Here is a 17078-nt window from a genome sequence, read left to right on the forward strand (position 1 = left end):
CACATTCGCCGCGCACGGCGGTCACGGGTGCCTGTGAGAGTCCTGTGAACGACCCCTCGGCACGAACAGGAAGGCCGTCAGCCGTGTGCGCACTGCTCGTCACCCCCGCCCGGCAGGACCAGGACCATGAGCTCCAGGTGCGCGCCCTGTCCGTTTCCGAATACCAGGCCTTCCTCTCCAGGACGCCGGCGGCGAGCTTTCTCCAGTACCCGTCCTGGGGCCGGGTGAAGGACCTTTGGCGCTCGGAAATGATCGGATGGCACTGTCCGGGCGGAGAGATCGAAGGTGCCGGACTCGTTCTCTATCGGCAATTCCCCGGCACCCGCAAATACTTCGCCTACCTTCCGGAAGGGCCCGTCGCCGACTGGTCCGATCCGCGCATCGACCGCTGGCTGAACCCGCTCATGCGGCACCTGCGGGCCGCCGGAGCCTTCGCCGTCCGCATCGGCCCGAGCCCCGCCTACCGCCGCTGGGACGCCGCCACCGCCAAGGCCGGCACCGGCACGGGCCGGCAGATGTCCGACGTCCTCGCCACCGAGGTCGACCCGGTGGGCGCCGCCCTCGCCGACCGGCTGCGCACCCGCGGCTGGAAGCGCTGCGGCGGCGAGGACGACGGTGACGCCCAGCCCCGCCACGTCTTCCGCGTCCCGCTCGCCGGCCGCAGCCTCGACGAGCTGTGGTCCGGCCTCAACCAGGAGTGGCGGCGCAACGTCCGCAAGGCCGGCAAGGCCGGGGTCGAGACGGTCCTCGGCACCACCGCCGACCTGCCCGAGTTCTACCGGCTGCTGCGGATCACCGAAGAGCGCGACGGCTTCCGGCTCGGCCGCTCCCTCGCGTACTACGAGCAGCAGTACCGCGTCCTGAACGAGGAACAGCCCGGCCGGATGCGGCTCTACCTGGCCATCCACCGCGGCGAGATCCTCGCCGCCCACACCATGATCAGCACTGGCAGCAGGGTCTGGTACCAGACCGGCGCCTCCGCCGACCACCGGCGCGAAGTACGGCCCAGCAACGCCCTGCAGTGGCGCATGATGCGCGACGCACACGCCCTCGGAGCCGACGAATACGACATGCGCGGGGTACCCTCCACCCTCGACCCCGACGAACGTTCTTTCGGGCTGCTGCGCTGGAAGCTCGGCACCGGCGGACAGGTCGTCGAAACGCTCGGCGAATGGGAGATCCCGATGGACGGAGTCGCCAACACGGCGCTCTACAAGGCGTTCCAGGCCTACCTGGCCCGCCGGTGACGGCCACCGACACCAGACCGGCCGGCCCGGCCCCCGACAGCGCGGCACCGAAGAAGACCTCGGTGCTGCGCAGCGGCGCGCTCATGGCGGCCGGTTCGATCGTCTCCCGCGCCACCGGCTTCATCCGCTCCGCCGTCGTCGTCGCGGCGCTGGGCACCGGACTGCTCGGCGACGGCTACGCCGTCGCCAACACCGTCCCGAACATCATCTACATCCTCCTCGTCGGCGGAGCGCTCAACGCCGTCTTCGTACCCGAGCTGGTCCGGGCCGCCAAGGAACACGCCGACGGCGGCGCCGCCTACACCGACCGCCTGCTCACCGCCTGCACCGCGGCCCTCGTGGTACTCACCGCCGCCGCGGTCCTCGCCGCCCCGCTGATCGTCTCCGCGTACACCGGATACAGCGGCGCCCAGGCGAGCACCACCGTGGCCCTCGCCCGGTACTGCCTGCCCCAGATCCTCTTCTACGGGCTCTTCACCCTGCTCGGCCAAGTGCTGAACTCCCGCGGCCGGTTCGGCGCCATGATGTGGACCCCGGTCCTCAACAATTTCGTGATCATCGCCGTCTTCGGGCTGTTCCTCCACGTCTCCCACGACGCGGCGGGCGGCCTCACCGCCGCCGAGACCCGGCTCCTGGGCCTCGGCACCACCGCCGGCATCGTCGTCCAGGCCCTCGCCCTGATCCCCTCGCTGCACGCGGCCCGGTTCCGCTGGCGCCCGCGCTTCGACTGGCGCGGCAGCGGCCTCGGCCGCCCCCTGCGCAACGCGGGCTGGACCGTCATGCTCGTCCTCACCAACCAGATCGCCTACTGGGTCGTCACCCGGCTCTCCACCACCACCGGGCAGCACGCCGTCGACGCCGGCCTCGCGGGCGGCGCCGGCTACACCGCCTACAGCAACGCCTACCAGCTGTGGATCGTCCCGCAGGGCATCATCACCGTCTCCCTCGTGACCGCGCTGATGCCCCGGATGAGCTCGGCCGCCGCCGACGGCGACCACGCAGCCGTCCGCCGCGACGTCTCCTACGCCCTGCGCTCCAGCGCCGCCCTCGTCGTCCCCGCCGCCGCCCTCATGGCCGCCCTCGCCCCCTGGGTGATGGGCGGCGTCTTCGGCTACGGACGCACCGGCGCCGCCGACATCGAGGTCATGGCGGGCATGCTCACGGCCTTCGCACCCGGCCTGGTCGCCTTCTCCGCGCAGTACGTCCTCTCGCGCGGCTTCTACGCCCTCTCCGACACCCGGACCCCCTTCTTCCTCAACCTCGTCATCGTCACCCTGAACGCCGGACTGTCGGCCGCCGCCTACTCCCTGCTGTCCCCGCGCTGGGCGGTCACCGGCATGGCCGCCGCCTCCTCCGTCGCCTTCCTCGCGGGCGCCGCCGCCACCGCGTACGCCCTCTCCCGCAGGCTCGGCCCGCGCGCGGGCACCCGTACCGAGCGGCGCACCACCGCCGTACGCACCCACCTGAGGCTGCTGGCGGCGTGCGTGCCCGCGGCCGGCGCGGCGTACGCGGCGGCCCGCGCGGCCGAGGACTTCGGCGACTTCGCCGCGGTCGGCGCGGGAACCACCGCCCTGGTCCTGGTCGTCGTCCTCCTCGCCCGGCCGCTGCGCCTGGCCGAGCTCACCGACCTGCTCGACTCCCTGCGCCGCAAGACCGGCCGGTAGCGGGAAGAGGAGCCGAAGACCGCCTTGGGATACTGACCGGATGCCACGCGTACTGCTGATCGAGGACGACCCTTCCATCCGCGAAGGGGTCGGCCTCGGCCTGCGCCGCCGCGGCCACGAGGTACAGGCCGCCGAGACCGGGGAGGAGGGGCTCGCCATGATGGCGGACTTCCACCCCGAACTCGTCCTGCTCGACCTGATGCTGCCCGGCATCAACGGCGTGCAGGTGTGCCACCGCATCCGCCGGACCAGCGAAGTCCCGATCATCATGCTCACCGCACGCGGCGACGACTTCGACATCGTCATCGGCCTGGAGGCGGGCGCCGACGACTACATCGTCAAACCCGCCCGCACCGAGGTCATCGAAGCCCGCATCAAGGCCGTACTGCGCCGCCTCAGCGACCCGGTCGGAGCCCGCCCCGGCATCGAGGGCCACGGCGAACTCACCATCGACCGCGCCGGGCTGACCGTCGCCAAGAACGGCGAACGCGTCGCCCTCGCACCCAGCGAGATCAAGCTCTTGCTGCACCTGTCGGCCTCGCCCGAGCAGGTCTTCTCCCGCCAGCAGCTCCTCGAGTACGTCTGGGACCACAGCTACCACGCCGACGCCCGGCTCGTGGACGCCTGCGTCCGCCGCCTGCGCCACAAGATAGAGGACCCCGCCCGCAGCCCCCGCTACATACAGACCGTGCGCGGCTTCGGCTACCGCTTCGGCCCCCTGTAGGCCGCGGTGCGACGCATAGCACCCCTCGGCCTGCGCACCCGGCTGATAGCGGCCTTCCTCCTGGTCGCCGCGATCAGCGCGGGAACCACCGCCGCCCTGACCTACCAACAGGCACGCAACGCCATCCTCAAGCAGACCCAGGACACCGCCGTCAGCACCCTGCGCGACCAGATCGAGCAGCAGGAGTTCCGCCTCCCCCTGGAACAGCAGGAGCTGCAGCGCATCGTCATCGAGCTCGGCAAGCGCGGCAAACCCCACCCGTGGATCATCTTCGGCGAATACGCCGGCATGCGCGTCTCCACCAACCCCGGCACGCCCACGTCCACCGTGATCACCGACAGCCTGCGCGACAAGGTCCGCAACAACCGGTACGCCGCCTTCCAGCGCGTCGAGGACCAACGCGGCAACCCCTGGCTCACCATCGGAGTTCCCGCCGTCTTCGAGCACAACGGATCCAGCGAACCCACCGGGGTCGTCTTCTACGCCAGCGTCCCGCTCTCCACCGAGAAGCAGACCGTGGAAGCCATGGTCGAGGCAGCCCAGCAGGGCGCCGTCCCCGGCCTGGCCATCGCCATCGTCCCCGCGCTGCTGGCCGCCCGCAGCGTGCTGCGGCCGGTCCGCGACATGCGCCGGGCCGCCCAGAAGCTGGGCAGCGGCCGCCTCGACACCCGCATCGAGGTCCGGGGCGCCGACGAACTCGCCGGACTCGCCCGTACCTTCAACGAGACCGCCCGCGCCCTGGAACAGTCCGTGCGCGAACTCCAGGAGGCGGAGGTCCGCGCCCGCCGCTTCGCCTCCGACGTCTCCCACGAACTGCGCACCCCGCTCGCCGGGATGCTCGCCGTGACCGAGGTCCTCGACGAGGACGCCGCACGCCTCGACGCCGACACCGCCAAGGCCCTGCGCCTGGTCAGCGCCGAGACCGGCAAACTCGCCGTCCTCGTCGAGGACCTGATGGAGATCTCCCGCTTCGACGCCCGGGCCGCCGAGCTCAACCTCGACGACGTGGACATCGCCGAAGCCGTCCGCAAGACCCTCGAACGACGCCACTGGGACGACGACCGCGTCGTCACCGAGCTGCCCGACGCAGTACGCGCCCGGCTCGACCCGCGCCGCTTCGATGTGGTCCTCGCCAACCTCGTCGGCAACGCCCTCCGGCACGGTGGCGCTCCCGTACGCGTCACCGTGCGGACCGCGCCCGGCGAGGACGGCGAACGGCTCCTCATCGACGTCGCCGACAGCGGACCCGGCATCGCCCCCGAGGTGCTGCCGCACATCTTCGACCGCTTCTTCAAGGCCGACGCGGCCCGGACCCGCTCCGCCGGAAGCGGCCTCGGACTCGCCATCACCCTGGAGAACGTCCGCCTGCACGGCGGCACCCTCCGGGCGGGCAACCAGCCCGGCGGGGGCGCCCTCTTCACCCTCGACATGCCGCTGGAGGCCCGCGTATGACCGGGCGGAGGACCAGAGCCCGCGCCGCGGCGGCCACGGCGGCACTGACGGGCTGCGCCCTGCTGCTCGCCGGCTGCGGCATCAAACGCACCGGGGTGATCGAGAGCGGTCACGCCGCCGGCGTCAAGGTGCCCGGCGGCAAGACCGCCGCCGTCCTCTACTTCGTCTCCAAGGACGGCGACCGGCTCGTCCCGGTCCCCTTCTCGATCGGCGCCGACTACACCCTCGCGCCCACGCCGCTGCTGCGGCTGCTGCTGAACGGCCCCATGGGTCCGGCCTCGGCCGCCGGGCTCACCACGGCGCTGCCCCAGCTGCCCGACGCGAAGACGGACGCGGTGACCGTGACCAAGCACTCACAGGACAAGGGGCTGACGGCGAACGTGCCGTTCGCCGTGGCCGGCCTGTCGCAGACGGCCCGCGACCAGCTGGTGTGCACCGTCGGCGCCTCCGCCGTACCGGACACCCGCAGCCCGGTCGCCATCCGCGGCACCGACACCACCCTCCCCTCCGCCGACTGCCGGACGCAGCGCTGACGTACACCGTGCTGACACGCACCCGCTGACACACACGTGCCGACGTGCGCCGCGCCCTTGCGGGCGGGGCCGCCCACCCGTCACGGTGGCCCCATGGACCACGCCGCGGACGTCCCCGACGTCTTCGACCCCCGCATCTACGCCGACGGCGTCCCGCACGAGCGCTACCGGCTCCTGCGTGACCGGCACCCCGTGGCCTGGCAGCCGGAACCGGAGATCACCGGCTGGCCGGCCGGCCCCGGATTCTGGGCCGTCACCCGGCACGCCGACGTCGTCCGCGTCCTGCGCGACCACCGGACGTACTCCTCCTGGCTGGGCGCCACCCAGATCCGCGACCCCGACCCCGCCGACCTGCCCTTCCTGCGCCGCACCATGCTCAACCAGGATCCCCCCGACCACGGCGGGCTGCGCCGGCTCGTCGCCCGCGCCTTCACCCCCGCCCGCGTCGACGCCTTCGCCGGGCGGGTACGCGACCGCGCCCGTACGCTGCTGGCCGCCGCCCGCGACGCGGCCGACGGCGACGGCTGCGCCGACCTCGTCCGCACCGTCACCGACGAGTACGCGCTGCTGAACCTCACCGACCTGCTGGGCGTCCCGCCCGCCGACCGGGCCCTGCTGCTGGAATGGACCGTACGGATCATCGGCTACCAGGACCCCGACGACGCCCCGGAGCCGCTCCTCGGCCCCGACGGCAAGCCCCTCAACCCGCGCTCCCCGGCCCTGCTCGGCGAGATGTTCGCGTACGCCCGCGACCTCGCCGCCCACAAGCGCCGGCACCCCGGCGACGACGTGATGACCGCCCTCGCCACGGCCGGACTCGACCCCGCCGAACTGGAGATGTTCTTCTTCCTGCTCACCGTCGCCGGCAACGACACCGTCCGCGGCGCCGCCCCCGGCGGCCTGCTCGCCCTGGCCCGGGACCCGGACGCCTACCGCCGGCTCGCGGCGGGGCGGTACTCCCCGGCGGGCGCGGTCGACGAACTCCTGCGCGTCCACCCGCCGGTCCTCAGCTTCCGCCGCACCGCCGCCGTCGACCACGAACTGGCCGGGCAGCCGGTCCGGGCCGGCGACAAGGTCGTCGTCTTCCACGCCTCCGCCAACCACGACGAACGCGTCTTCACCGACCCGGGCCGCCTGGACCTCGGCCGCGCACCCAACCCGCACGTGTCCTTCGGAGACGGCCCGCACGTCTGCCTGGGCGCGCACTTCGCCCGCCTCCAGCTGCGCACCCTCTACGAGGAGTGGTGCGCGACCATGCCCGTACCGGAACTCGCGGGCCCGCCCAAGCGGTTGGTGTCGAACTTCATCAACGGGATCACGCGGCTGCCGCTGCGGGTGTCCGGGCCTGCCGGGTGACGTCCGCGACCAACTCGGTCACGTCCGGCCCGTACGCGTCGGAGTTGACGAGCTTCAGCACCAGACAGAAGGAGTCCGCCCCGTACTTGCGCGCCAGGTGCGCGTGGTGCCGGCTCAGGTACCGGGCGGCCGCCTGGTTGCTGACCGCGGTCTGCCCCGACAGCAGGAACACCGGGCGGCCGCCCTCGCCGCCCGCCAGCCGGGCCAGCACCACGTACTCCTCCATCCCCTTGCGCCACCGGTAGGTCTCGCCGCCCACCTGGATCGAGCCCCGGTCCTCGTTCTGCTCCGTCTCCGTGTTGACAGTGATGCCCGGCAGCATGGACGCCAGGTGCGCCGTGGTGCGCGCGTTGGAGGACGGGCCGCCGACGCAGAACTCGGCCCGGTCGCCGAAGCCCTGGCGGGCGGTGTCGTGCGTGACGATCTGGACGTTCGCCCCGCAGTCCTTGATCAGGGCGGAGATCTCCAGCAGGGCGAAGGCGTCGTTGCGGTGCAGGGAGGAATCCTTACCGCCCATCTGCCGGTTGACCACGAACAGGCAGTCCGAGCCGGTCGGCAGGCCGAAGAACGCCTGCTTGCGGCGGAGCGCGCGCCGCCAGAGGTAGGTGCGGGAGAACCAGCCGAACCCGCCGCTGACGGCGGTGGCTATCACCCCGAGCACGATGTTGCGCACGTCGTCGTTCATGGGCCGGATGCTAGCGCCGCGGCCGCGGGCGGTCACCGGCGCGGTCCACCCGCAGGCGGCGTGCCCCCGCGTGATGCCTGCCGGAGCGGCGGGCCCGGCGCTAGGCTCGGCCCACGCTGCCATTGGAGGTCCGGATGCACCGTCCCGCCGTCGCCCGCACGTTACCGCTGCTGACCGTCGTCGCCGCACTCGTCTCGACCGGAGCCGCTCCGCCCTCCACCGTCGGGACGCCGACCGCGCCGGCGAAGGTACCGGTCGCCACCGGCTACGGCGGCGCCGTCGCCAGCGTCGACGCCGACGCCTCGGCCGTAGGGATCGCCGTGCTGCGCTCCGGCGGCAACGCCGTCGACGCGGCCGTCGCCACCGCCGCCGCGCTCGGCGTGACCGAGCCCTACTCGGCGGGCATCGGCGGGGGCGGATACCTCGTCCACTACGACGCCCGCTCACACCGCGTCCATACCGTCGACGGCCGGGAGACCGCCCCGGCCACGGCCACCGAGACCCTCTTCCAGGAGAACGGGCAGCCGATCCCCTTCGCCGAGGGCCAGACCAGCGGCCTCGGCGTCGGTGTCCCCGGCACCCCCGCCACCTGGAAGACCGCCCTCGACGCCTGGGGCAGCCGCTCACTGGGATCCCTGCTGAAGCCCGCCGAGAAACTGGCCCGCGACGGCTTCACCGTGGACAGCACCTTCCGTGCCCAGACCGAGCTCAACCAGGACCGCTTCAAGGACTTCCCGGACACCGCGAAGCTCTTCCTGCCGGGCGGATCCCTGCCCGTGGTCGGCTCCACCTTCAAGAACCCCGACCTGGCCGCCACCTACGCCGAACTCGCCCGCAAGGGCGCCGGAGCCCTCTACCGGGGACCTATCGCCGAGGACATCGTCCGGACCGTCCGCACGCCCCCGGTGGACCCGGCGGCCACCCGCAGGGTACGGCCCGGTGACCTGACCACCGGCGACCTGCGCGCGTACGCGACCAAGCGCCAGGAACCGACCCGTGTCGGCTATCGCGGCCTGGACGTCTACAGCATGGCGCCCTCGTCCTCCGGGGGCACCACGGTCGGCGAGGCGCTGAACATCCTGGAGCGGACCGACCTCTCGAAGCTGTCCGAGGCGCAGTACCTGCACCGCTTCATCGAGGCCTCCCGTATCTCCTTCGCCGACCGCGGCCGCTGGGTCGGCGACCCGGCCGCCGTGGACGTACCGACGCGGGAACTGCTCTCGCAGCGGTTCGCCGACTCCCGCGCCTGCCTGATCAGGCCGGACCGGACGCTGACCAGCCCGCTGGCACCCGGCGACCCGCGCCACCCGGCGCCCTGCGCCACCACCGGACAGGCGGCGCCGACCACGTACGAGGGGGAGAACACCACGCACCTGACGGTCGCCGACCGCTGGGGCAACGTCGTCTCCTACACCCTGACCATCGAGTCCACCGGCGGCAGCGCCATCACGGTGCCCGGTCGCGGATTCCTCCTCAACAACGAACTCACCGACTTCTCCTTCGCCCCGGCGGTGCCGGGAGTTCCCGACCCGAACCTGCCCGGGCCCGGCAAGCGGCCGCGCTCGTCCATGTCCCCGACGATCGTGCTGGACGACGGCCGGCCGGTGCTGGCGGTCGGTTCGCCCGGGGGAGCCACCATCATCACCACGGTCCTGCAGACCCTGACCGGCCACCTGGACCGGGGCCTGCCGCTGGTCGACGCGATCGCGGCGCCGCGGGCCAGCCAGCGCAACCAGACCACCACCGAGCTGGAGCCGGGTCTGTGGAACAGCCCGCTGCGAGCCGAGCTGGAGTCCCTGGGCCAGGCTTTTCGGCTGAACCCGGAGATCGGCGCGGCGACCGGCGTCCAGCGACTGGCGGACGGGCGCTGGCTGGCGGCGGCGGAGACCAGCCGCCGGGGCGGCGGCTCGGCCATGGTCGTCCACCCCCGCGGGAATCCGTAGCCGGGGATCCGTGGGCGCGGATCCGTAGGCGCGGATCCGTACGAGGTCTCGCGGCGGTCAGGGGGCGGTGAGGATCCGCGGGCCGCGGCCGGTGATCGCGACCGTGTGCTCCGAGTGGGCCGCGCGGGTGCCGTCGACGGTGCGCAGGGTCCAGCCGTCGCCGTCGCACCGGTAGTCGTCCGTACCGCCCGCGATCAGCATCGGCTCGATGGCGAGGACCATGCCGGGGCGCAGCTTCATGCCGCGCCCCGGCGGGCCCTCGTTGGGCACGCCGGGGTCCTCGTGCATCCGGCGGCCGATGCCGTGGCCGCCGAAGCCGTCGGGGACGCCGTATCCCGCGGCGCGGCAGACCGTGCCGACGGCGTGGGCGATGTCGCCGATCCTGTTGCCGGGCACGGCGGCGGCGATCCCGGCCGCGAGGGCCGCCTCGGACGTCTCGATCAGCCGCTGGTCCTCCGGGCGGGCGCGGCCGACGGTGAAGCTGACCGCCGCGTCCCCGACCCAGCCACCGAGCTCCGCCCCGCAGTCGATGCTGACGAGGTCGCCGTCGCGCAGCCGGTAGCCGTCGGGGATGCCGTGGACGATCGCGTCGTTGACGGAGGCGCACACCACCGCGGGGAAGGGCACCGGCGCGAACCGCGGCCGGTAGCCGAGGAAGGGCGAGGTCGCGCCGGCTCCGCGGAGCACCTCGCGGGCAACCTGGTCCAGGTCGGCGAGGGACACTCCGACGTGCGCGGCCTTGCGTACGGCGGCCAGGGTGCGGGCGACGATCCGGCCCGCGGCGCGCATCTTCTCGATCTCGGGTGCTGTCTTCAGTTCCACCATGCCAATAACTATACCGGTATAACTGTAACGGGATTACTTTACCGGGATAACTATTGGCGCTCCGGGTAGGATGGCCGCATGGTCCGTACCCCTCTCACCCCCGAAGAGCGCGAACGCGGCGAGCGCCTGGGCGCCCTGCTGCGCGAGGCCCGCGGCACCCGCAGCATGGTCGAGATCGCGGCCGGGGCCGGGCTCTCCGCCGAGACCCTGCGCAAGATCGAGACCGGCCGGGCGCCCACCCCCGCCTTCTTCACGGTCGCCGCCCTCGCCGAGGCGCTCGGCCTCTCACTGGACGATCTCCTCCGGCGCTGCGCGGTCGTACCGGCGTAATACCGCCGAGGCGCCCGCCCCTCATGCCGTTCGGGCGGGAGCCGAGGCCGTCCGGCCCAATCCGCGGTGTGACTTGCCGCGGGCGGGGCAAGCGTGAAGGCGTGTCAGCCACCAATGCAGCCAAACGACTCGGATTCGCAGCCGTCGGCGCCCTCCTCGCCGGAGGTTTGCTGCTGGCTGCGTGCGCCCTGCCGGACGACCGGCCGGAACCCGTACGTGAAGCGGACGGCCGCGGCCGGCAGGAAACGCCGGCCCCCGACGCCCCGAACGGTCGCTGACCGGCACCGCACACCCCTGCGCGCCTCGCCGTCGCCCTGAGCGTGTCGCCCTGAGCCTGTGGCCTGGGCCTGGGCCTGGGTCTGGGCGTAGGCCTGTCGCCCTGGGTCGGCCGGCAGCCCCTGCGGCTCCCGGGGTGCCGGGCCCCGGGAGGTCCGCGTTAGGGTCCCGGTATGGGTCTCCAGGAGCTCGGCAGCGCGCGGTACGTCAGCCTCACCACCTTCCGCAAGGACGGCACGCCCGTGGCGACACCGGTGTGGGCGGTGGCCGACGGAGGTGAGCTGTACGTGTGGACGCGCAGTGACTCGTGGAAGGTCAAGCGCATCCGCAACGACGGGCGGGTCACCCTCGCCCCGTGCGACGTGCGGGGGCGCGTCGAGGAAGGCGCGCCCGTCGTCGAGGGGCGGGCCCGGCTGCTCGACGACGAGGGCCTGCGGCGGGTGCGCAAGCTGATGTCGCGCAAGTACACCTGGCAGTTCTGGGCGGTGGACGTGCCCGCCGCGCTGGCGCGCCGGGGGAAGCGGCCGCACACCGCGATCGCCGTCAAGCTTTGAGGCTCCCGTAGCCCGCCCGTAACACAGGTGGGATCCAATGCGGTCATGGAGACCGCGACTTCACTGGCGATCAGTCAACTCTCCGGATACTTGAGGGGATTGACGCAGCGGCTGGATGCCGGAGCAGGCTGGTACGGGGAGTTCCTGCGCCGGGATCCCGAGGGCGTGCGGGCCTGTCTGAACGGGGCGGCGATACCCCCGTGGGACGTGGTGGAATCGCTGCTGAGGGACCTGGCGGGGGCGGGCGGCGCGGAGCTCGCGGCGCGGGAGACGGTCTACGCGGCGAGGCTGCGGGCGGCGGCCGTCAACGTATGGGACCGGTTGCCGGGGGGCGAGGACGAGCTACGGACCCTGCTCGCGGCGGCGGCCGCCCAGCGGGCGGAGTCCGAGGCCGCCCTGCGGGACCTGGCCGTCCGGCTGGTCGGGGCCGCCGACCCGGCCGAGACCGATGCCCTGACCCGGGAGCTGTCCTGGACCCAGGACGACATGGCCCGCGCCGCGGCCCGCCACGAGGACTTCGCGGCCCGCCTGACCGCCCTGCAGACCGACCCCTTACCCACCGTCCCCCGCCGGACATCCCCCCACCCACCCCGAGCCGAAGCCCCCGTCCACCCCGCCACCCAGCCACTCCCGCACACCGGGCGACAGCCCCGGAACGGCGCGCCCGCGGAGCCGGCGGAGCCCGCGGCCCGGGCGGGCGTACCCGCCGAGGGTCCGGCGCAGCCGCCGGTTCTGCCGCCCGTCGCGCGGGGCGAGGGGCGGTGGTTGCGCGGAGCGCGCCGCGGCGGAGGGGCCCGGTACGCCGGGGCGACGGCTGACGAACCCCCCGTCTTCACCCCGCCCCCGGGCCACCAGGACGCCGAGGACCACCCCGCTCCGCGCGGCGCCCGGTTCGGCCGACGGAGGCCCGAGCCCGTGCCGGGGCCGGTGCCGGAAGCAACGCCCACGTCCGCGCCCACGCCCACGTCCGCGCCCACGTCCGTGCCGGCGCCGCCGAACCGCACGCCCCGGGCCGTCGCCGCCGAGCTGCTCGCGCTGCGCGCGCAGGGCCGTACCGGGGAGGCGCACGCCCTGCTGTGCCAGGCCGCTGCCTGGCCCGCAGGGCAGTTGCCCCACCTGGCCGCCGAGCTGGCCCGCGCCGGCCTGGCGGCCGACTGGAACACCCTGCTCTGGGAGGCCGCCTCGCTGCCGCCCGTACAGCTCGCGGCGGCCGCCGCCGCCCTCGGCGACGCCGGCCGGGAGGCCGACTGCGACGCCCTGCTGCGCCAGGGCGTCTCCCGCCCCGCCCCCGAGGTCGCGGACGCGGCCCTCGCCCTCGGCGCGGCGGGCCGTACCCGGGAGGCCGACGCCCTGCTCGGAGCCTTCGTACGCGTCCGTACCGCCGAGGAGGCCGCCGCCCTGGCCCGGCACGACCCCCAGTGGCTCACCCCGCGGCTGCTCCACGCGGCAGGCCTGCTCCCCGGTGCCCGCCACCGCGACCTCGCCCACGCCCTGCGCGTCGTGGGCATCGTCCCTGCCTGAGGGGCCCACCCCGATCATGCCGGGTGCGAGGCGCCCTGCGGGGCGGGATCCGGTGGTACCCGGGGGTTGCGCGCTCGTCCTGCGGGGACACCCCCGCTCCCACCCGCGCCGGGCCGGCCGCGGAAACCATCCCCCGGCCCGGGTGCCGCGCGGCCCCCGGAGCCCGGTCCCGCGGGGCCCGCCCGGCCGCTTCCGCCAGGTGGCCCGCAGCGCACGCACCGTCTTGCGGACACCCCACGCTTCATGTCGTCAAAGTCCCGTCCGCTGACCGCAAACGACCACGGTGCGACGTAACCTGATCGACTACTCCAACCGTGCACGGCGGTCTTGCCCCACGCTGTGGCGAGGCCTACGTTCTACTCCCTACGCACTCCGTCTACGTGCGTAGAACCGGCGTTCCCGTCGCAAGGAGCAGCTCATGGCCCAAGTCGTCCGCGCCGCGCTGGTCCAGGCCACCTGGACCGGAGACACCGAATCGATGATCGCCAAGCACGAGGAGCACGCCCGCCGGGCCGCCGCCGAAGGCGCGAAGATCATCGGCTTCCAGGAAGTGTTCAACGCCCCCTACTTCTGCCAGGTCCAGGAGCCCGAGCACTACCGCTGGGCCGAGGCCGTCCCCGACGGCCCGACCGTCCGCCGCATGCAGGACCTCGCCCGCGAGACCGGGATGGTCATCGTCGTCCCCGTCTTCGAGCTGGAGAGCGCGGGCTTCTACTACAACACCGCCGCCGTCATCGACGCCGACGGCACCTACCTCGGCAAGTACCGCAAGCACCACATCCCGCAGGTCAAGGGCTTCTGGGAGAAGTACTACTTCCGTCCGGGCAACCTCGGCTGGCCCGTCTTCGACACCGCCGTCGGCCGGATCGGCGTCTACATCTGCTACGACCGCCACTTCCCCGAGGGCTGGCGCCAGCTGGGCCTGGCCGGAGCCCAGCTCGTCTACAACCCCTCCGCCACCCACCGCGGCCTGTCCGCCTACCTCTGGCAGCTGGAACAGCCGGCCGCGGCCGTCGCCAACGAGTACTTCGTCGCCGCGATCAACCGCATCGGCCAGGAGGAGTACGGCGACAACGACTTCTACGGCACCAGCTACTTCGTCGACCCGCGCGGCCGGTTCGTCGGCGACGTCGCCAGCGACAAGGAGGAGGAACTCCTCGTCCGCGACCTCGACTTCGACCTGATCAAGGAGGTCCGCGACCAGTGGGCCTTCTACCGCGACCGCCGCCCCGACGCCTACGGAGGGCTCGTACAGCCGTGACCAACCCGACCCCGCTCCACAACCGCCACCGCACCGTCCTGCCCGACTGGCTCGCGCTGTACTACGCACACCCCATCGAGCTCACCCACGGCGAGGGACGCCACGTCTGGGACGCCGACGGCAACCGCTACCTCGACTTCTTCGGCGGCATCCTCACCACGATGACCGCCCACGCCCTGCCCGAGGTCACCAAGGCCGTCGCCGAGCAGGCCGGGCGGATCATCCACTCCTCCACCCTGTACCTCAACCGGCCGATGATCGAGCTCGCCGAGCGGGTCGCGGCCCTCTCCGGCATCCCCGACGCCCGCGTCTTCTTCACGACCTCCGGCACCGAGGCCAACGACACCGCCCTGCTGCTCGCGACGACGTACCGCCGCTCCAACCAGATCCTGGCGATGCGCAACAGCTACCACGGCCGGTCCTTCTCCACCGTCTCCATCACCGGCAACCGAGGCTGGTCCCCGACCAGCCTCTCGCCGCTGCAGACGTACTACGTCCACGGCGCCGTCCGCACCCGCGGCCCCTTCGCCCACCTCGACGACACCGCCTTCACCGCCGCGGCCGTCGCCGACCTCGAAGACGTACTCGGCCAGGCCCGCGGGGGAGTGGCCGCCCTCATCGCCGAACCCGTCCAGGGAGTGGGCGGCTTCACCTCCCCGCCCGACGGGCTGTACGGCGCCTTCCGCGAGGTCCTCGACCGCCACGGCATCCTGTGGATCAGCGATGAGGTGCAGACCGGCTGGGGCCGTACCGGAGACCACTTCTGGGGCTGGCAGGCGCACGCCCAGAACGGCCCGCCGGACATCCTCACCTTCGCCAAGGGCATCGGCAACGGCATGTCCATCGGCGGCGTCGTGGCCCGCGCCGAGGTGATGAACTGCTTGGACTCCAACTCCATCTCCACCTTCGGCGGTTCACCCGTCACCATGGCGGCCGGCGTCGCGAACCTCGGCTACCTGCTGGAACACGACCTCCAGGGCAACGCACGACGCGTCGGAGGCCTGCTCCTGGAGCGGCTGCGCGGGATCGCCGCCACCGTCCCCGCCGTACGGGAGGTCCGCGGCCGGGGTCTGATGGCCGGTATCGAGCTCACCAAGCCCGGCACAGACCTGGCCGACCCGGACGCCGCCGCCGCCGTCCTGGAGGCGGCCCGCGAAGGCGGCCTGCTCCTCGGCAAGGGTGGCGGCCACAACACCAGCGTGCTGCGCATCGCGCCGCCACTCTCCCTCACCGTCGCCGAGGCGGAAGAGGGCGCCGAGATCCTCGAACAGGCCTTGCGCAGCATCCAGTGAGGGGGACCACATGAGCAACCGCACCCTGATCAGCGGCGGCCTGGTCGTCACCGCCGCCGACGAACTCCACGCGGACGTCCTGATCGAGGACGGCCGCGTGGCGGCGCTGGCCGCCCACGGCTCCGCGGCCGCCGGTGCCTGGACGGCCGACCGTACGATCGACGCGACCGGGAAGTACGTCATCCCGGGCGGGGTCGACGCGCACACCCACATGGAGCTCCCCTTCGGCGGGACCTCCGCCTCGGACACCTTCGAGACCGGCACCAGGGCCGCCGCCTGGGGCGGCACCACGACCATCGTCGACTTCGCCGTCCAGAGCGTGGGCCACTCCCTGCGCGAAGGACTCGACACCTGGTACGCCAAGGCCGACGGGAACTGCGCCGTCGACTACGCCTTCCACATGATCCTCTCAGACGTCAACGAGGGCACCCTGAAGGAGATGGACCTCCTCGTGGGCGAAGGGGTCACCTCCTTCAAGCTGTTCATGGCCTACCCGGGCGTCTTCTACAGCGACGACGGGCAGATCCTGCGCGCCATGCAGCGCGGCGCCTCCAACGGCGGGCTGATCATGATGCACGCCGAGAACGGCATCGCGATCGACGTCCTCGTCGAACAGGCCCTGGCCCGCGGGGAGACCGACCCCCGCCACCACGGCGAGGTCCGCAAGGTGCTGCTGGAGGCCGAGGCCACCCACCGCGCCATCCAGCTCGCCCGGGTCGCGGGCTCCCCGCTGTACGTCGTGCACGTCTCGGCGGAGGAGGCGGTGGCCGAGCTGGCCGCAGCCCGTGACAAGGGCCTGCCGGTCTTCGGGGAAACCTGTCCGCAGTACCTGTTCCTGTCCACCGACAACCTGGAGGAGCCCGACTTCCAGGGCGCCAAGTACGTCTGCTCCACCCCGCTGCGGCCCCGCGAGCACCAGGCCGCACTGTGGCGGGGGCTGCGCACCAACGACCTCCAGGTGGTCTCCACCGACCACTGCCCCTTCTGCTTCCGGGGCCAGAAGGAGCTGGGCCGGGGCGACTTCTCGAAGATCCCCAACGGGCTGCCGGGCGTGGAGAACCGCATGGACCTCCTCCACCAGGCCGTGGTGGACGGGCACATCAGCCGCCGCCGGTGGATCGAGATCGCCTGTGCCGCACCCGCCCGGATGTTCGGCCTCTACCCGAAGAAGGGCACCATCGCGCCGGGGGCCGACGCCGACATCGTCCTCTACGATCCGCACGCCGAGCAGGTCATCTCCGCCGAGACGCACCACATGAACGTGGACTACTCGGCGTACGAGGGCAAGCGGATCACCGGACGCGTCGACACCGTCCTCTCTCGCGGCGAACTCGTCATCGACCGGCGCGAGTACGCCGGCCGGGCCGGCCACGGGGCCTTCGTCCACCGCTCCACCTGCCAGTACCTGTAAGGAG

The 17078-nt window shown here is 72.9% G+C and carries 15 protein-coding genes; 13 read left to right on the plus strand and 2 right to left on the minus strand.

Annotated elements, in window-relative coordinates:
• Window positions 1–83 precede the first annotated feature (83 nt).
• The 6 genes from AB0F82_RS20915 (at window position 84) to AB0F82_RS20940 (ending at window position 6976) form a co-directional block, all read left to right on the plus strand.
• A complete protein-coding gene (locus AB0F82_RS20915) occupies window positions 84–1247 on the plus strand; it encodes a lipid II:glycine glycyltransferase FemX (protein WP_356811121.1) in 1164 nt (387 codons plus the stop codon).
• Window positions 1244–2911 carry a murein biosynthesis integral membrane protein MurJ gene (murJ, locus tag AB0F82_RS20920; protein ID WP_436842122.1) on the plus strand — a complete coding sequence of 556 codons (1668 nt, stop codon included), beginning with the start codon at window positions 1244–1246 and terminating at the stop codon, window positions 2909–2911. Before AB0F82_RS20915 ends, murJ begins: the two co-directional genes overlap by 4 nt.
• A 40-nt stretch (window positions 2912–2951) precedes the next feature.
• A complete protein-coding gene (locus AB0F82_RS20925; RefSeq protein ID WP_356811123.1) occupies window positions 2952–3635 on the plus strand; it encodes a response regulator transcription factor in 684 nt (227 codons plus the stop codon).
• Between the two features lie 6 nt (window positions 3636–3641).
• Window positions 3642–5087, plus strand: coding sequence for a HAMP domain-containing sensor histidine kinase (locus tag AB0F82_RS20930; protein WP_356811124.1), 1446 nt, complete (start codon window positions 3642–3644; stop codon window positions 5085–5087).
• Entirely contained in the window at window positions 5084–5620 is a 537-nt protein-coding gene (locus AB0F82_RS20935) for a hypothetical protein (RefSeq protein WP_362629832.1), read from the plus strand. The genes AB0F82_RS20930 and AB0F82_RS20935 overlap by 4 nt, the downstream gene beginning before the upstream one ends.
• A 93-nt stretch (window positions 5621–5713) precedes the next feature.
• The gene (locus AB0F82_RS20940) at window positions 5714–6976 is read left to right on the plus strand and encodes a cytochrome P450 (protein WP_356811126.1); all 1263 of its coding nucleotides are present in this window, start codon (window positions 5714–5716) and stop codon (window positions 6974–6976) included.
• Here the strand turns inward: AB0F82_RS20940 and AB0F82_RS20945 are convergent.
• Window positions 6936–7661 carry a hypothetical protein gene (locus AB0F82_RS20945; protein ID WP_356811127.1) on the minus strand — a complete coding sequence of 242 codons (726 nt, stop codon included), beginning with the start codon at window positions 7659–7661 and terminating at the stop codon, window positions 6936–6938. The genes AB0F82_RS20940 and AB0F82_RS20945 overlap by 41 nt on opposite strands.
• 134 nt (window positions 7662–7795) lie before the next feature.
• Here AB0F82_RS20945 and ggt point away from each other — a divergent pair, with 134 nt between their 5' ends.
• The gene (gene ggt, locus AB0F82_RS20950; RefSeq protein ID WP_362629837.1) at window positions 7796–9604 is read left to right on the plus strand and encodes a gamma-glutamyltransferase; all 1809 of its coding nucleotides are present in this window, start codon (window positions 7796–7798) and stop codon (window positions 9602–9604) included.
• Window positions 9605–9661: 57 nt separating this feature from the next.
• Here the strand turns inward: ggt and map are convergent, their stop codons facing one another.
• On the minus strand, window positions 9662–10429 hold the full coding sequence (gene map, locus AB0F82_RS20955; protein WP_362629840.1) for a type I methionyl aminopeptidase: 768 nt from the start codon (window positions 10427–10429) through the stop codon (window positions 9662–9664).
• Window positions 10430–10507: 78 nt separating this feature from the next.
• Here map and AB0F82_RS20960 point away from each other — a divergent pair, with 78 nt between their 5' ends.
• The 6 genes from AB0F82_RS20960 to hydA all read left to right on the plus strand — a co-directional run bounded on the left by AB0F82_RS20960 (window position 10508) and on the right by hydA (window position 17074).
• Window positions 10508–10759 carry a helix-turn-helix domain-containing protein gene (locus AB0F82_RS20960; protein ID WP_356811130.1) on the plus strand — a complete coding sequence of 84 codons (252 nt, stop codon included), beginning with the start codon at window positions 10508–10510 and terminating at the stop codon, window positions 10757–10759.
• A gap of 449 nt (window positions 10760–11208) precedes the next feature.
• Window positions 11209–11589: a PPOX class F420-dependent oxidoreductase gene (locus AB0F82_RS20965; RefSeq protein ID WP_356811131.1), complete on the plus strand. Its 381-nt coding sequence runs from the start codon at window positions 11209–11211 to the stop codon at window positions 11587–11589.
• Between the two features lie 45 nt (window positions 11590–11634).
• Window positions 11635–13110 (plus strand): hypothetical protein, encoded by a 1476-nt coding sequence (locus tag AB0F82_RS20970; protein WP_362629845.1) that lies wholly within the window; start codon window positions 11635–11637, stop codon window positions 13108–13110.
• A gap of 418 nt (window positions 13111–13528) precedes the next feature.
• Window positions 13529–14371 carry a nitrilase-related carbon-nitrogen hydrolase gene (locus AB0F82_RS20975; protein WP_326480423.1) on the plus strand — a complete coding sequence of 281 codons (843 nt, stop codon included), beginning with the start codon at window positions 13529–13531 and terminating at the stop codon, window positions 14369–14371.
• Entirely contained in the window at window positions 14368–15663 is a 1296-nt protein-coding gene (locus AB0F82_RS20980) for an aspartate aminotransferase family protein (RefSeq protein WP_356811133.1), read from the plus strand. Before AB0F82_RS20975 ends, AB0F82_RS20980 begins: the two co-directional genes overlap by 4 nt.
• 10 nt (window positions 15664–15673) lie before the next feature.
• The gene (hydA, locus tag AB0F82_RS20985) at window positions 15674–17074 is read left to right on the plus strand and encodes a dihydropyrimidinase (RefSeq protein ID WP_362629848.1); all 1401 of its coding nucleotides are present in this window, start codon (window positions 15674–15676) and stop codon (window positions 17072–17074) included.
• The last annotated feature ends 4 nt before the right edge of the window (window positions 17075–17078 follow it).

It is taken from the genome of Streptomyces virginiae (assembly GCF_040638905.1).
Taxonomy (GTDB): domain Bacteria; phylum Actinomycetota; class Actinomycetes; order Streptomycetales; family Streptomycetaceae; genus Streptomyces; species Streptomyces virginiae_B.

What these genes read in the sequence shown, in the direction of transcription:
- AB0F82_RS20925 (WP_356811123.1), top strand. Translation starts at nt 2,952, where the DNA reads ATGCCACGCGTACTGCTGATCGAGGACGACCCTTCCATCCGCGAAGGG.
- AB0F82_RS20935 (WP_362629832.1), top strand. Translation starts at nt 5,084, where the DNA reads ATGACCGGGCGGAGGACCAGAGCCCGCGCCGCGGCGGCCACGGCGGCA.
- AB0F82_RS20940 (WP_356811126.1), top strand. Translation starts at nt 5,714, where the DNA reads ATGGACCACGCCGCGGACGTCCCCGACGTCTTCGACCCCCGCATCTAC.
- AB0F82_RS20945 (WP_356811127.1), bottom strand. Translation starts at nt 7,661, where the DNA reads ATGAACGACGACGTGCGCAACATCGTGCTCGGGGTGATAGCCACCGCC.
- ggt (WP_362629837.1), top strand. Translation starts at nt 7,796, where the DNA reads ATGCACCGTCCCGCCGTCGCCCGCACGTTACCGCTGCTGACCGTCGTC.
- map (WP_362629840.1), bottom strand. Translation starts at nt 10,429, where the DNA reads ATGGTGGAACTGAAGACAGCACCCGAGATCGAGAAGATGCGCGCCGCG.
- AB0F82_RS20960 (WP_356811130.1), top strand. Translation starts at nt 10,508, where the DNA reads ATGGTCCGTACCCCTCTCACCCCCGAAGAGCGCGAACGCGGCGAGCGC.
- AB0F82_RS20965 (WP_356811131.1), top strand. Translation starts at nt 11,209, where the DNA reads ATGGGTCTCCAGGAGCTCGGCAGCGCGCGGTACGTCAGCCTCACCACC.
- AB0F82_RS20970 (WP_362629845.1), top strand. Translation starts at nt 11,635, where the DNA reads ATGGAGACCGCGACTTCACTGGCGATCAGTCAACTCTCCGGATACTTG.
- AB0F82_RS20975 (WP_326480423.1), top strand. Translation starts at nt 13,529, where the DNA reads ATGGCCCAAGTCGTCCGCGCCGCGCTGGTCCAGGCCACCTGGACCGGA.
- hydA (WP_362629848.1), top strand. Translation starts at nt 15,674, where the DNA reads ATGAGCAACCGCACCCTGATCAGCGGCGGCCTGGTCGTCACCGCCGCC.